This window comes from Bacillus sp. FSL W8-0770 (assembly GCF_038008705.1).
Taxonomy (GTDB): Bacteria; Bacillota; Bacilli; order Bacillales; family Bacillaceae_G; genus Bacillus_A; species Bacillus_A cereus.
In genome coordinates, this window is the sequence record NZ_JBBOZR010000001.1 from 4,128,721 (window position 1) to 4,142,608 (window position 13,888).

Sequence of the window (13,888 nt, forward strand, 5' to 3'; positions counted from 1 at the left end):
TAAAAAGAGTTATTTTCTTTGAAAAATAACTCTTTTTATTTTACTTACTCCAAATCTTTCTCCCCGCTTGGGCATCAATATAACGAATTTCCCGCCTACAATTAAAAGGTTCTTTATGTTTTTCATCTGTCGTTTGTTTGTAAAGTAGTTTGTATTTCGTTTCCTCTACATCATGATCTAAAAACCATTCTAATTTAACTCGGATAGCCTCTCTGTATATTTCTAACGCTTTTTCTTTAGTTACTTTTGGTGTTATTTCATATGTGAGCAATTCTTTTATAAAGTTGCTAGACTCCCCCGAGTAGTGCATAACAGCACCATTTTCTGCATTGATGTTAATCATAAATTGGTTATACTCTGCCGGAATATCATTTATATATACAGAAAAGATAAATCTTTCAATCCCATCTTCTGCTTCTTCACGTTCCTCCCAAAGACGCAGATATTGTGTGATATCTGGAATAACTCGTTCTAAAAATTGAAGTGCTTTTTGTAAACATTCCTCTCTAGACAGTATTTGCTTTACTTCTTGATCATCTGTCAGTTTTATAAAACCAGTTAATTCATTGGTTAATTTATCAATTTTAACGCTAACTAAATTATTATATTTCAACATCGGTAAATGCTTTTTAAAGAATTCATTCATTAAATATGGATCCTTTTCTTCTTTCTGTTTTTGTAATTCCTCTTTCGGAACAAATTTCATCCTTATTTCATCATCATTTTCTGTCTCATCTACTTTTGTAAAACCTTCTTTATTCCAGTCAAATAATTCGAATACGTCACCTCGTTCGTTACCTTTTTTCGATTTTTCAACAGCTACAGCCGAAGGTAATTTATAATGATCTGGTCCAAATAAATCTTTACCTGTACTTGCATCAATAAACGCATGACTAGGCTCTGGTTCATATACAAGATGGTACCCTTTTACTTCTTCCCCGCTTTCATACTCACATGAAGAGTATGTTAAATCTATAAATACAAGTCTCATATCTTGTCTAGCTTTCAAATTTTCTAAAACGATATTCTCCTCAACAATTTCACTTGGCCATAACGGTTTTTTCTCTATAGCTTTTTGTCCATTGTAATGAAAATGCACAACATTACCTGAAGGGTGCACTCGCACAACGCACCCTGTATTAGGCAATGGATAGCTATTCACTTCTTGCATATAATTTACTTCTCTCCAACCGCGCCTGTCGTCCTTAACCGTTACATATGTATAGAATTCATATCCTTCTTTTGTATATTTTTTCAAGAACGCATTTACAATCTCTCTTGCCTTCTTCTCCTCTATCGCTTCCTTGCCACTTGAAAAAGAATTTTCATCATCTATCTTAAATTCAATTAAATTACCAGTATGTCTATTTAATGTAATTTGTATCTGTTTCTCCTCATCATCTTTATGTGCCCACCACAATAAATGATACGGGTCATCAACCCCTTCTTGATCATCTACAACAAGACTATATTCATCTGGAATATTAATAATATGAGCCACTTGCTCTTTTCTTTCTTTATCTTTTTGATTCATCATACCGCTCCCTTTATTACAATTTAAGGTAATTATAACAAACAAAACCAAAGAACTATAAAAAAAGACTAGAGATATCTCTAGTCTTCTACTTCGTTTCACGATGTAACGTTACTCGCTTTAATCGTGGACAATATTTTTTTAATTCGATGCGTTCTGGATTGTTTCGTTTATTTTTTTTAGAAATGTAATTACGATCACCGCACTCCGTACAAGCTAATGTAATATTTACACGCATATTTAATTCTCCTTTCTTTCAAAAATCGCAACTAAAACGTAATGATTACGATTTATATATTATAAAACTTCATTCCATTTGTCAATTGCAAAAACAAGAAGATTCCATTTAGAATCCCCTTGTTTTTATAGTTAAATAAATTTTCTCCCGCATTAACGGGCAGTAAGACCCCCCACTGATTAAAAGTTTCACTTTATTAAAACGATTCGTATGTAACAAACTCACTAATCGGCTTTCGATATCCTCGTGGGCGAGTTTTAGTCGTATCACTTTTTCCTATCGTAATCATTAAAACAGGTACTATATGCTCCGGCATATTTAATTCACTTTGTACTGCTTTTTCATCGAAACCAATCATTGGACATGTATCATAGCCATAATATTTAGCTGCGTACATAAAAGTCATCGCGCTTAACGAAGCATTTCTAATCGCTTCATCCTCCATGAAACGCTCTCCTTTTCCTTCATATAAACCTTTCGTTTGCCTAATTGTATCTTCATATTCACATTCATCAATCATTTTTAAAACTTTCATACCGAAGTAAATATTTTCAACATTTTGGTATGCTTTTTTATCACCACAAACGAGCACTACCGCTGATGCACTCGATACTTTATATTGACCGAAAGCTAATTCTTTTAATCTTTCTTTTCGCTCTTGATCACGAATTACAACATAATGTGTGTGCTGCAAATTATAGCAAGATGGAGAAAGCTTAGTTAACTCAAATATTTTTTTAAAATCCTCATCAGGGATTTCTATACCTTGTATAAATTTCATTGCAGAACGTCTAGCAATTGCTAATTCTTCAAAGTTCACCATATATCCTCCTCGATAACTGTAAATTTAAATATACATTAATTTATACAAATAGATAAATCAAATAAAAACACTTTAAATCCGAATAATAATTATGATTAACAGCAAAAAAGACAAAAAGCTGAAACAATTAGTTCATACGAAATTCACACGAATCTATTACTATAGAAACTGTACATAGTGAACTTATTAACAATCACGTTTATTTATATAAAATCTTACTCGAAAGGAGTTGAAAGTATGAAAACTAAATATCGCTTTATGATCTCATCATTTGCTGCTTGCGCTTATATGATTTGGTATTTAGTATAATAACGACCTCACTTGCAAATAGGAAAAGGTGTGTATATAAATGGAATATAATCAATCAACAGTTAACTACTGGAAAGCTTTTGTATTACCATATACATTTGCTTTAGAAGAGTTAAAAACTAAATTTGAAATTATGAACCGGGAAGCTCAATTTCTAGAGGATTACAACCCGTTTGAACATATAAAAACAAGACTAAAACAACCTGAAAGTATTATTAAAAAACTAGAGCGCAAAAGATTATTACCAACAGTTGAAAATGCTCAAACACATTTACAAGATATTATTGGTATTCGTATTACATGTTGCTTCGTAGAAGATATCTATCATTTGAAAGAAGTCATTCAAAAACGCGAGGATATGGAAGTCATAGAAGTAAAAGATTATATCGCTAACCCAAAACGAAACGGATATAAAAGTTTACACATGATCATTAAATACCCTTTATCACTAAATTCTGGTACAAAAGATGTATTTGCAGAAATTCAGTTACGTACACTGGCAATGGACTTTTGGGCAAGTTTAGAACACAAACTTTATTATAAATATGAAGGGAAAATACCGGAGTATTTAAAAGATGAACTACATGATGCAGCAATGAAAGCTGAAGATCTGGATAATAAAATGGCCACAATTCGTCAAGATATTGATGATATTGAGGCATGTTCAAATCAAATTATGCTACCACTATAAAAAAAGGTTCTCGCCAATGAGAACCTTTTTTATATCATTTTTTGGAAGTACGACTCCACACTTATTAAAGTTTCACGTTATTTTTTCTCTATTGTTCGAACCTCTTCAATCTTCCATTTACCCTCTTCTTTTCCAAGGGCATACTGTACTTTCTTTTGAAGAGTAATACTGTCGTCTACTTCCTTTTCTTTCGTTTCAACAATAACATACCCTACTTTACTAACTTTCATATCTATATGTTCCAATTCAATTTTCTTATTTCCCTTTTGAAATGCGGCTTCTTTTTGTGTTTTTAAGTCCTCAGCACTAGGCATCTTCTTTGAAAATAACTCCATATGTTCTGCAAGATTTTTTTCATTGGTCGTTCGCACAAATGTATGAATAACATCTTGAATAGATCTCTCTTCTTCTTTTGTTATTTGTACCTTTTCCTCAGTTTTTTTAGTAGTAGATTTTTGTGCTACATTATTCTCTTCTTGTTGACATCCAACTAGTAATACTACAAATGCTAGAAGGAATCTTAATTTCGCAAATATTTTTTTCATATTTCCAACTCCTAAAAAGAAAAGCGAGGCAGTTCGCCTCACTTTCGCTCTTAATTAGCGTCTTCCTTTATTCGGATCACCACCGCCAACAATATCAAAGACACGTTTCGCTATATTTGTATTCTCTTGAACGCCAGAGAACAAGTATTTACCTGGACCAAATGCATACACGTTCACATCTTCCCCTGTATGTCCACCTGTTGTCCAGCCTGTAACCGAGCGCTTATTGAAAATATCTTCAATTGCATTATCAATCTTTGTTACATCTTTTGACGGAGCTATATCATTTACAGCTTGAATTTCTTCTGGAGTTAATTGTAAATCAATATACTTTTTCAATGTTTCTTCTACATTTGCACCTTTTGCAATCTCATTTGCCATAAAGTCTGGTGTGCGTTTTGCAGCTTTAATTGGATCTACTTTAAAGTTATACTCGCCATTGGCACCTAAAGATAAGCCACCCGTAGCGTGATCTGCCGTTGCAACAACTAACGTATTTTTATCTTTTTTCGCAAACTCAATCGCTGCTTTGAAAGCTTTTTCGAAGTCTTCCATTTCACTCATTGCACCAACAATATCATTATCATGTCCAGCCCAGTCGATTTGACTTCCTTCCACCATTAAGAAGAAACCATTTTTATTTTTGTTCAAACGCTCAATTGCTGCATTAGTCATTTCTTCTAATGAAGGTGTTTTCTCATTGCGGTCAATCATTTTATCTAATCCACCTGGTGCAAATAAACCAAGAATTTGATCATTTTTATCATTTAACAATTGATCTCGATCCGTTACATAGCTATAACCAGATTTCTTAAACTCTTCTGTAAGATTACGATCTTTTCTAACAAAGTTCTTTACGCCGCCGCCAAGCATAACATCTACCTTATGCTTCCCTTTAATTTTCTCATCAAAATAATCATTTGCAATTGCGTCCATATTTTTACGGCTAATGTCATGCGCACCGAAAGCAGCTGGTGTTGCATGTGTAATTTCAGAAGTTGCAACGAGTCCCGTTGATTTCCCTTTTTCTTTCGCTTGCTCAAGAACTGTTTTCACTTCCGCTTTATCATTATCAACTGCAATTGCAGCATTATATGTTTTAATTCCTGCTGACATAGCTGTTGCTGCCGATGCAGAGTCTGTAATATTTTCATGTTCATCTTCTGGGTATGTTTTTTGTGTTCCTACAAGATGCTTATCAAATTCTGTAGATTCCATTTCAAAGGTTTTTGGATTATCTTTCATATAACGGTGAGCCGTCATATATGAAGGGCCCATACCATCCCCAATTAATACGATAACATTTTTAATCTTTGCATTGCTTCCGTTCTCATCTGCATTAACCTCACTAGAACGAGTAAAATTCCATGTTGCTACCGAAGTAACTGCTAATGATGCCACAACTGCAAATGGCCATGCTTTTTTCACAAACTTTTTCACTGTCTTGTCCCCCTAATTAGGTTATTCATTTCCCACTATCAAATTTAATGGAAGACTATTAAGAGAAAATTAGCTGTATGTAAATTTTTTGTTAACTTATGTAAATATCAGTTATAATTTGTATAAGTTTGTCTTTTTGTATCAATCATTCCGCCCTTTACAATTTAAATATAAACAAGTTGGATTTCATTTAACGTAAATCTCTTTTTTTACATTTTGACTCTATGTTTATGAAAATAAATAGAAATGCGGTGAGCCTTTATGAAAATAGTAAAGCTAAATGAATCTTTTATTTTTGAATTACTTAATCTTTGCAAATCTGTTGGATGGTTACACGATGAAATTTTTATGAAAAAACAATTCGAAATGTATCTTTCTATCGGCACACTTGTAGGTTACATTCATGAAAACAAACTCATTGCGACTGGAGGAGTATTTCCCTTTACAAGTAACTTCGCTTCCATTGGTATGTTAATCGTTCACCCTAATTTTCAAGGACGCGGAATAGGGCGCATGTTGCTAAATCATTGCTTGGAACAAATTCATCCAAAACAACCCATTGCACTTATTGCGACAAAAGCTGGCGAACCTCTATACACATCATGCGGATTTCAAACAGCAACAACGATTCATCGTTTTGAAAAGCAAACTATTAAGACGTACCCTTCTCACTTACAACAAGTACAAGAAGAAGACCTTATATCTGTTACTTCTCTGGATCAAATTGCAACTGGTATGAATCGTTCTCTACTTTACTCTTTGCTATTACCAAGGGCCGTACACTCTTTTAAAATTGAAAGAAATAACTGTATAGAAGCTTTTTCATTATGCATACAAAAGGGCAATATATTATGTATCAATCCACTTATCGCCAAGCAAGAAGAAGATGCTATCCAATTATTAAAAAAGATATGTGAATGTTGGAATGGTATAGTACGAATTGATGTTCCACACTCACAATTTACATTTCGTCAATTTCTTCAAACAGAAAATTTCCAAGAAACGCTCCTTTCACCTCTTATGATAAAAAATGGTAGCCAACTTCCTGGAAATCGTAATATGCTATTTGCTATGATAGATACAGCGTTATGTTAGAAAGGAGACACCTAATTGAAGCGATTTAGCTATTTTATGGTAGGTTGTCTTACTCTTACACTATTAGTAGGATGTAGTGCAGCAGAAAAGCCAGTAGAACAAGTAAAACAAGTTAAAAATACAATTACAGCGAAACTAGCTACCGAGGAAAAAATGGTAGAAATAGATGGTCAAACCATTTACTTTAAAAAGATTGGTAATGAAAAACCACCTTTACTTATGATTCATGGCTTTGGAGGGTCATCAGATGGTTTTCAAAAGATTTACTCCGATCTAGCAAAAGATCATACAATTATTTCTGTAGATGCTTTAGGATTCGGGCGCTCATCTAAGCCAATGGATTTTTATTATTCTTTTCCAACTCATGCAAATTTGTATTATAAATTAATGAAAAAACTAGGGTATGATTCATTCGCAATACTGGGGCATTCCATGGGGGGAGAAATTTCTCTAAATTTAACATATTTATATCCTGAAGCAGTTACTCACCTTATTTTAACTGATGCTACAGGTGGCCCTCATACATTCGTTAATAAACAAGGCTCACCAAAACCACAATTGTCGACTGATTTAAATGCCGTTTCTTCTATTACAGATTATGATGAAAGCAAAGTGAAATTCAAACGTAATGATGAAGAGCATTATAATAAAATGAAATTATGGCCTAGACGTCTTAAAATTAATGCAAATGAAATAAAACAGCCAACTTTAATTATATGGGGCAGAAATGATAGTAGCGTTTCCTGGAAAGAAGGAGAAACGTATCATCAATTCTTAAAAAATAGCACTTTACATATTATTGAAAAAGGTTATCATGCACCATTTCGCCAAGAACCACAAGAATTTGTCGGGTATGTAAAAGATTTCTTTAAGAACAATCCGATTAAAGTTGAAAAATAACATAAACGGGTATCTCAAAATGAGATACCCGTTTTCATATATTAAGCAGCTTGCTTTTGGCGTTTTGGAGTTTTTGATCCTAATACTTTCGGGATAACGAAGCCATCCATTCCAAATTTCCCAGCGTTCATACCGGAAACAAGAACAAACATAGATAAGATAACCATCTCAGGGTTCACACCAATTGACCCACTAAACATATAGGAAAAGTTCATTACAAGACCAAAAAAGACCGCTGTTTTTGTTAAACAGCCTACAATTAAACCAATTCCGACTAAAATTTCTCCCCATGTTACAAGTGTATTAAACAAATCTACATTTGGAATTGCAAATTCTTGTAAGAATGATGCCCACCAAGATTGAACAGCCGGTTGTGCACCTTTAGATTTTTCAATTGCCCCTTGCAAATAACCTGTTGCATCGAATCCTTTTCCTTGTAGTTTACCGATTCCAGCCATTAACCATGTGTAACCAAGATATACTCGAATTACTGCTAATGCAAAAGAAACTGCTTTGTTTTCTCTTAAAAATTGAATAACCATATCTTCCTCCTAAAGTTGTAATTAAGTTAGTTACAGATAATATAATAACATTAGTTACTTATTTTTCAAATGTTAATTATGAATAATCTGTGACATGCGTATGAAACATTAAAAACTAAAGTTTATATAGTAACTTTTATTACCTGTAAAAACTTGAACATATCATACCACAAGTGATAACCATTTTCATTAAAAAAAATGCAAAAAAAATGTGAGTTAAATGTGAAACACGTTTATTCGAATATAGAATAAACGTGTTTCACACTAATTATAGAATCGAAATGTATGTGTCTCCTCATCAATTAAACTCGCTTCTTGAAACGCTTCTTCTAACGTTTTCCCATGGTTAATAACCCCATAAAATAAGCGTATAGTAAACATAAGTGCTGCATTTCCATCTACATAATCAATCGATCCAATATATGATTTCGCACCACTATGTAAAAAAGATTTTGCTAGATTTTGCTCCCCTAACGTGCACCCGCTATTTACAATATGTGTATTATGCAATTTTGCATATTTATAAATTTCTTCTGTACCAAAATCCCCTCTCGGTTCATCTTGTTCATATACTTCTTCGCCTAACTCTTCCATGACAAACTTCCCTTCTTCACCATGAAAGCAAAAAATAATATAATTAATATTGTTAAATAAGTTCTTTCCAGAAAGAACTTCCACAAAATCTTTCGGTCTACCAATCCAATATGTCACAACCCTTGCACCAAAATATTCAAGAGATGCTCGAATTGATTGCGCTTCTAAATCCGAATTAAAACCAACTACTAATGCAATATTCAACATACAACCCCCATCCTATAATCAGCCCTTATCAACCAGAATTTTATGGGATAAATCCATTTCATATATGCCCGTTTCTTTCAAAAAATCTGATCTAGTTAAAACGACTTTCTGTAAATATTGCCTATATGCTGTAATTGTTCCATCGTGAGATACAATGCAAATTCTTTCAGCACCCAGTTCATAACACCAAAGAAGAAATTCATCTACTATTTGCTGAAAACTATTCTCTGAAATAGTGTTTATACCTTCCTTCCATAACTGATTATTTGAGCTTTTCTCTATCGAAAAATGCGGAAATAACTTTGTTATCATTCCCTGATCTACTATATAATCGCACGGTAATGTTTTCGCTCCTTCTCGATAAGGAAAAATACGTGGGGATACATATGGATGGACTAGTTTTTGACAAGCAACTTTCGCACTCCATATTGTCGCCGTTTGCAAAGTTCTAAGTGTAGGACTAACAATTAATATATCCGCTTCTTGTAATGATATATCACGTTGAAGTAATTTAACTTGAGCCTTTCCTACTCTCGTCAATGGTGGGTCAAACACTTGTAAACTTTCTGGTAAATCCGTTGTATGTTCACCTTTACCATGCCGAACAAAAACGATTTTCATATTCAGCCTCCTCTTACTATAAAATCCTCACACATATTTCTTCCCTATTGCATTCTTTATTCCTGCTGTATAAAAACCGATATGTAAAAAACATTTGACACTAATCTTTGTAAAATATTACAATATTACATGTAAAATACTTTTTACACCGAAAGGAGAATTACATATATGAAATGGATAATTGTCTTTATTGGAATGATTGTATGGGGATATATAAACGGCTTCTTTAGTAGTGATCAAACTGCTAATCCCTGGATTACAGATGATGAACGTGAAACAAAAATTAAACAAAAAGCAATTACGGCAAGCTGGTCCGGTGTTTTTATGTTTTGTACCATTAACCTCTTAAATAAATGGTTAGGTTTAAGCACAAACGATAAATCACCGTACTTACCAGACCCTATCGCAGCTATTTTAAAGGAAAATGTAGAGTTACAAGTTTTACTCATGCTATTTGTTATGTATGGAATATTTTACTTACATTATCGAAGAAAATTAAGTGCCTAACTTCTAACTCATGATTATCCTCCTAAATGGTTATAGTAATTAGGACGAAATGAAAGGAGCGATAGAAAAATGAGTAACTCGAATGAATTTTTAGATACACTACATGAAAAACAAGCAAAAGATGAACAAAATAGAAAGCGCCAAGGGAACGGAAACCCAGCGAAAAAAAAGCCAAATAAAACGCATAAATAACAATAAAAAACTGCCTAAAATGATCTTTTAGGCAGTTTTTTAAAGAAGAAATTCGAATTCCATTCACATTTAGTATCGATCCTAAAGATTATAAACGTATCGATGGACTTGAAATTATTAATTCTACTTTTAGCCCAAATGGCGACCACGTACTAGATGATAATCTCATCAACTACTATTTAGTTGCGCCTGTGGATGATGTAACATTACATGCAAATTTAGTTACGAAAGAACGTGTAACGTATCAAGGGATTATCCATCAAGCTAAAAATGCAACTCCTGGATACAAACCTTTCAAATGGAATGGTACAAAAGCAGATGGCACTCCTTTAGCTGACGGGCTATATCAAATCGAAGCAGTTGCTTCTAATTCTGGTGGAGAAACAAAACAAACAGCTGCTGTATTTCTTGATCGAACTGCACCTAAGTTAACACACGAAGTTGACCAAGAAAATCTCGTAATTAGAGGAAAAGTTGATGATATTCTACTAGATTGGATGTCAGAATCTGGTTGGATAGCACCCGGTATTCCAGTGAGAATGCAATATGAAATTAACGGAAATGGTGTATGGGAACAGGCATTCCTGAACCCTTGGGAGAAAAGCTATGACATTTATTTCGATCGCACTCAATTACACGAAGAAAAAAATACTATTCACATTGTAGCAACTGATGCAGCTGGCAATACCTCTAATTTAACTGTTAATTTAGAAGTGAAATAAAGTGAAGCCTTAATCAGTAGAGATTTTGTTCATCCCCACTGATTATTAGCCTTCACCAATCGGGGGTTACGGGCAGTTATTCTCCCACCGAATTTTGAGGTAGGAATTTTACTGCTCATTAACACGGGATAAAAAATTTTTGTTGACAATTTTTTTAATATAGTTTTATAATACAAAACATAGTTTAGTTTAACGAATTATATATCGGCTTTGAAGGAATGCTAGTAGCGACTTATATCACTGTCCCAGAGAACTGATGGTTGGTGCGAATCAGTACATATACAAGCGTGAATTACAATTCTGGAGCTTCTTTCCCGTAATGCTTTTTATGCATGAAGAGAAAGACGGATCTTTCCGTTATCGTAAAGTGAGTGGTAAACAATTAGTTGTTTACAAATAGGGTGGTACCGCGATTTTTATCGTCCCTATCGGATTTTCCGATAGGGACTTTTTTGCATCCATCCTCTTACACAATTTCATATATACGCGTTGAAAGAATCGCAGTAGTATCTTATATCCCTGTTACAGAGAGCTAATGGTCGGTGGAAATTAGCACATATATAAGTATGAATTACAATTCTGGAGCTTCTTTTTCGTAGTGCTTTTATGCATGAAGGAAAAGACGGAATTTTTCCGTTATCATTAATTGAGATGTAAGTATATTTTCACTTACAAATAGGGTGGTACCGCGATTCTTTCGCCCCTATCGGATTTTCCGATAGGGGCTTTTTCTATTTATCACAGAAACATATGTTAAATAATTCCGAATCTTATGATAAAATTTTATAAGCGCTTACAAAAAATGAAAGGGGGTGATACAAGCTATACGAAATCGATATTCAATTTTATTGAAAAAAAGGAGGATGTCTAAATGACAAAGAAAACAGAAATTCCATCGCATTTAAAACCATTTGTATCCACACAACATTATGATCAATACACACCGGTGAATCACGCTGTGTGGCGTTACATTATGAGACAAAATCATAGCTTCTTAAAAGACGTTGCTCATCCAGCCTATGTGAACGGACTACAATCATCTGGTATTAATATAGATGCAATTCCAAAAGTAGAAGAAATGAATGAGTGTTTGGCACCAAGCGGCTGGGGCGCTGTAACAATTGACGGACTTATTCCTGGCGTAGCATTCTTCGATTTTCAAGGACACGGATTACTACCGATTGCAACAGATATCCGGAAAGTAGAAAATATCGAGTACACACCAGCTCCAGATATCGTACATGAAGCCGCAGGACACGCACCGATTTTACTTGATCCTACATATGCAAAATATGTGAAACGTTTTGGGCAAATTGGTGCAAAAGCTTTCTCTACAAAAGAAGAACATGATGCATTTGAAGCTGTTCGTACATTAACGATAGTAAAAGAAAGCCCTACTTCTACTCCTGATGAAGTTAAGGCTGCTGAAAATGCTGTAATTGAAAAACAAAAGTTAGTTTCTGGTTTATCGGAAGCTGAACAAATTTCACGTCTTTTCTGGTGGACAGTAGAATATGGATTGATCGGAAATATAGATGATCCAAAGATATATGGTGCTGGTCTCCTTTCTTCTGTTGGCGAAAGCAAACATTGCTTAACAGACGCTGTAGAAAAGGTTCCATTTTCTATCGAAGCATGTACAGGGACAACTTATGACGTAACAAAAATGCAACCACAACTATTTGTTTGTGAATCCTTTGAAGAATTAACAGATGCGCTTGAAACATTTTCTAAAACAATGGCCTTTAAAACAGGTGGAAAAGAAGGTTTAGAAAAAGCAATTCGCTCTGAGAACTATGCAACAGCTGAGCTAAATAGTGGATTACAAATTACAGGTACATTTAGCGAGACAATTGAAAACGATGCAGGTGAATTAATTTACATGCGAACAAATTCGCCAACGGCATTAGCGCTTCATAATAAACAGTTAGCGAATCATTCTACTTCTGTACACAATGACGGATTTGGAACACCGATTGGATTACTTACTGAAAATATTGCATTAGAAAATTGTACAGACGAACAACTACAATCATTAGGAATTACAATTGGAACTATCGCTGAGTTTACTTTTGCAAGTGGTATTCATGTAAAAGGAACAGTAACAGATATTGTGAAAAATGATAAGAAAATTGCTCTTATTTCCTTTATCGATTGCACAGTTACTTATAACACCCGCGTTTTATTTGATGCTTCATGGGGCGCATTTGATATGGCTGTTGGCTCACAAATCACTTCAGTATTCCCAGGTGCCGCAGATGCTGCAGCATTCTTCCCAATGGATGAAGAAATTCAAGAAATTCCTGCTCCACTTGTGCTGAATGAACTTGAACGTATGTATCAAACAGTTCGAGATATTCGAAGTGAGGGGATTTTACACGACGCGCATATCGATCAATTAGTAGCAATCCAAGAAGTATTAAATAAATTTTATGCGAAAGAATGGTTGCTGCGCCTTGAAGTATTAGAGTTACTTTTAGAGCATAACAAAGGGCATGAAACATCTGCAGCATTACTACATCAACTTTCTACTTTCACAACTGACGAAGCTGTAACACGCCTTATTAACAATGGTCTTGCGTTACTTCCAATAAAGGATGTGAAAAATGATGCTAAGATTAACTGAAGAAGAAGTTCACGAGGAATTATTGAAGGTAGATAAATGGATGGTAAAAGATGAGAAATGGATTGAACGAAAATATATGTTTTCCGACTACTTAAAAGGAGTCGAATTTGTCTCTGAAGCCGCCAAACTATCAGAAGAACATAATCACCATCCATTTATCCTTATCCAGTATAAAGCAGTTATTATTACTTTGTCATCTTGGAATACAAAAGGTTTAACGAAACTAGATTTTGAGCTTGCAAAACAATTTGATGAACTATTTTTACAAAACGAAAATGCAATTATAAGAAAATAAAAAAGAG

General features: G+C 34.0%; 15 protein-coding genes, 1 pseudogene and 2 other annotated features. Of the genes and pseudogenes, 8 read left to right on the plus strand and 8 right to left on the minus strand.

Features of this window, described 5'->3' with window-relative positions; all coding sequences use genetic code 11:
- Positions 1 to 40: 40 nt before the first annotated feature.
- From NST27_RS21260 to NST27_RS21270, 3 genes are all read right to left on the minus strand, one after another.
- Positions 41 to 1,534, minus strand: coding sequence for a YcdB/YcdC domain-containing protein (locus NST27_RS21260; protein ID WP_001072070.1), 1,494 nt, complete (start codon positions 1,532 to 1,534; stop codon positions 41 to 43).
- An 88-nt stretch (positions 1,535 to 1,622) separates the two neighbouring features.
- On the minus strand, positions 1,623 to 1,772 hold the full coding sequence (gene rpmG, locus NST27_RS21265) for a 50S ribosomal protein L33 (RefSeq protein WP_001265617.1): 150 nt from the start codon (positions 1,770 to 1,772) through the stop codon (positions 1,623 to 1,625).
- A 196-nt stretch (positions 1,773 to 1,968) separates the two neighbouring features.
- Positions 1,969 to 2,595: a nitroreductase family protein gene (locus tag NST27_RS21270; RefSeq protein ID WP_000245978.1), complete on the minus strand. Its 627-nt coding sequence runs from the start codon at positions 2,593 to 2,595 to the stop codon at positions 1,969 to 1,971.
- A 349-nt stretch (positions 2,596 to 2,944) separates the two neighbouring features.
- On the opposite strand from NST27_RS21270, the gene NST27_RS21275 reads away from it, so the two are divergent.
- Entirely contained in the window at positions 2,945 to 3,595 is a 651-nt protein-coding gene (locus tag NST27_RS21275; RefSeq protein WP_000456228.1) for a GTP pyrophosphokinase, read from the plus strand.
- A 77-nt stretch (positions 3,596 to 3,672) separates the two neighbouring features.
- Here the strand turns inward: NST27_RS21275 and NST27_RS21280 are convergent, their stop codons facing one another.
- Both NST27_RS21280 and NST27_RS21285 read right to left on the minus strand, forming a co-directional pair.
- The gene (locus NST27_RS21280; protein ID WP_000717907.1) at positions 3,673 to 4,140 is read right to left on the minus strand and encodes a hypothetical protein; all 468 of its coding nucleotides are present in this window, start codon (positions 4,138 to 4,140) and stop codon (positions 3,673 to 3,675) included.
- Positions 4,141 to 4,194: 54 nt separating this feature from the next.
- On the minus strand, positions 4,195 to 5,580 hold the full coding sequence (locus NST27_RS21285) for an alkaline phosphatase (protein WP_000714912.1): 1,386 nt from the start codon (positions 5,578 to 5,580) through the stop codon (positions 4,195 to 4,197).
- A 261-nt stretch (positions 5,581 to 5,841) separates the two neighbouring features.
- Between NST27_RS21285 and NST27_RS21290 the strand changes: the two genes are divergently transcribed.
- On the plus strand, positions 5,842 to 6,675 hold the full coding sequence (locus tag NST27_RS21290; RefSeq protein WP_000706696.1) for a GNAT family N-acetyltransferase: 834 nt from the start codon (positions 5,842 to 5,844) through the stop codon (positions 6,673 to 6,675).
- Between the two features lie 15 nt (positions 6,676 to 6,690).
- Positions 6,691 to 7,575 (plus strand): alpha/beta fold hydrolase, encoded by an 885-nt coding sequence (locus NST27_RS21295; RefSeq protein ID WP_000819810.1) that lies wholly within the window; start codon positions 6,691 to 6,693, stop codon positions 7,573 to 7,575.
- Positions 7,576 to 7,616: 41 nt separating this feature from the next.
- Here NST27_RS21295 and NST27_RS21300 read toward each other — a convergent pair whose 3' ends face one another.
- The 3 genes from NST27_RS21300 to NST27_RS21310 form a co-directional block, all read right to left on the minus strand.
- Positions 7,617 to 8,117, minus strand: a complete 501-nt coding sequence (locus NST27_RS21300; protein ID WP_000236592.1) for a DoxX family protein — start codon at positions 8,115 to 8,117, stop codon at positions 7,617 to 7,619.
- 264 nt (positions 8,118 to 8,381) lie between these two features.
- Positions 8,382 to 8,918 carry a hypothetical protein gene (locus tag NST27_RS21305; protein ID WP_000931928.1) on the minus strand — a complete coding sequence of 179 codons (537 nt, stop codon included), beginning with the start codon at positions 8,916 to 8,918 and terminating at the stop codon, positions 8,382 to 8,384.
- An 18-nt stretch (positions 8,919 to 8,936) separates the two neighbouring features.
- The gene (locus NST27_RS21310; protein ID WP_000706252.1) at positions 8,937 to 9,539 is read right to left on the minus strand and encodes a histidine phosphatase family protein; all 603 of its coding nucleotides are present in this window, start codon (positions 9,537 to 9,539) and stop codon (positions 8,937 to 8,939) included.
- 168 nt (positions 9,540 to 9,707) lie between these two features.
- Here NST27_RS21310 and NST27_RS21315 point away from each other — a divergent pair, with 168 nt between their 5' ends.
- The 5 genes and pseudogenes from NST27_RS21315 (at position 9,708) to NST27_RS21335 (ending at position 13,881) form a co-directional block, all read left to right on the plus strand.
- Positions 9,708 to 10,046, plus strand: coding sequence for a hypothetical protein (locus tag NST27_RS21315; RefSeq protein ID WP_000871152.1), 339 nt, complete (start codon positions 9,708 to 9,710; stop codon positions 10,044 to 10,046).
- 69 nt (positions 10,047 to 10,115) lie between these two features.
- Positions 10,116 to 10,238: a DUF4023 domain-containing protein gene (locus NST27_RS21320; protein WP_000071866.1), complete on the plus strand. Its 123-nt coding sequence runs from the start codon at positions 10,116 to 10,118 to the stop codon at positions 10,236 to 10,238.
- A gap of 41 nt (positions 10,239 to 10,279) precedes the next feature.
- Positions 10,280 to 10,960, plus strand: a pseudogene (locus NST27_RS21325) (FlgD immunoglobulin-like domain containing protein); the annotation flags it as partial.
- 201 nt (positions 10,961 to 11,161) lie between these two features.
- Positions 11,162 to 11,390, plus strand: a binding site (T-box leader).
- Between the two features lie 50 nt (positions 11,391 to 11,440).
- Positions 11,441 to 11,668: a binding site (T-box leader), on the plus strand.
- A 163-nt stretch (positions 11,669 to 11,831) separates the two neighbouring features.
- The gene (locus tag NST27_RS21330; protein ID WP_000163183.1) at positions 11,832 to 13,586 is read left to right on the plus strand and encodes an aromatic amino acid hydroxylase; all 1,755 of its coding nucleotides are present in this window, start codon (positions 11,832 to 11,834) and stop codon (positions 13,584 to 13,586) included.
- Positions 13,567 to 13,881 carry a 4a-hydroxytetrahydrobiopterin dehydratase gene (locus tag NST27_RS21335; protein ID WP_000979539.1) on the plus strand — a complete coding sequence of 105 codons (315 nt, stop codon included), beginning with the start codon at positions 13,567 to 13,569 and terminating at the stop codon, positions 13,879 to 13,881. The genes NST27_RS21330 and NST27_RS21335 overlap by 20 nt, the downstream gene beginning before the upstream one ends.
- Positions 13,882 to 13,888: the final 7 nt, after the last annotated feature.

What these genes read in the sequence shown, in the direction of transcription:
- NST27_RS21275 (WP_000456228.1), top strand. Translation starts at nt 2,945, where the DNA reads ATGGAATATAATCAATCAACAGTTAACTACTGGAAAGCTTTTGTATTA.
- NST27_RS21315 (WP_000871152.1), top strand. Translation starts at nt 9,708, where the DNA reads ATGAAATGGATAATTGTCTTTATTGGAATGATTGTATGGGGATATATA.
- NST27_RS21320 (WP_000071866.1), top strand. Translation starts at nt 10,116, where the DNA reads ATGAGTAACTCGAATGAATTTTTAGATACACTACATGAAAAACAAGCA.
- NST27_RS21260 (WP_001072070.1), bottom strand. Translation starts at nt 1,534, where the DNA reads ATGAATCAAAAAGATAAAGAAAGAAAAGAGCAAGTGGCTCATATTATT.
- NST27_RS21330 (WP_000163183.1), top strand. Translation starts at nt 11,832, where the DNA reads ATGACAAAGAAAACAGAAATTCCATCGCATTTAAAACCATTTGTATCC.
- NST27_RS21305 (WP_000931928.1), bottom strand. Translation starts at nt 8,918, where the DNA reads ATGTTGAATATTGCATTAGTAGTTGGTTTTAATTCGGATTTAGAAGCG.
- NST27_RS21300 (WP_000236592.1), bottom strand. Translation starts at nt 8,117, where the DNA reads ATGGTTATTCAATTTTTAAGAGAAAACAAAGCAGTTTCTTTTGCATTA.
- NST27_RS21290 (WP_000706696.1), top strand. Translation starts at nt 5,842, where the DNA reads ATGAAAATAGTAAAGCTAAATGAATCTTTTATTTTTGAATTACTTAAT.
- NST27_RS21335 (WP_000979539.1), top strand. Translation starts at nt 13,567, where the DNA reads ATGATGCTAAGATTAACTGAAGAAGAAGTTCACGAGGAATTATTGAAG.
- NST27_RS21280 (WP_000717907.1), bottom strand. Translation starts at nt 4,140, where the DNA reads ATGAAAAAAATATTTGCGAAATTAAGATTCCTTCTAGCATTTGTAGTA.
- NST27_RS21270 (WP_000245978.1), bottom strand. Translation starts at nt 2,595, where the DNA reads ATGGTGAACTTTGAAGAATTAGCAATTGCTAGACGTTCTGCAATGAAA.
- NST27_RS21310 (WP_000706252.1), bottom strand. Translation starts at nt 9,539, where the DNA reads ATGAAAATCGTTTTTGTTCGGCATGGTAAAGGTGAACATACAACGGAT.
- rpmG (WP_001265617.1), bottom strand. Translation starts at nt 1,772, where the DNA reads ATGCGTGTAAATATTACATTAGCTTGTACGGAGTGCGGTGATCGTAAT.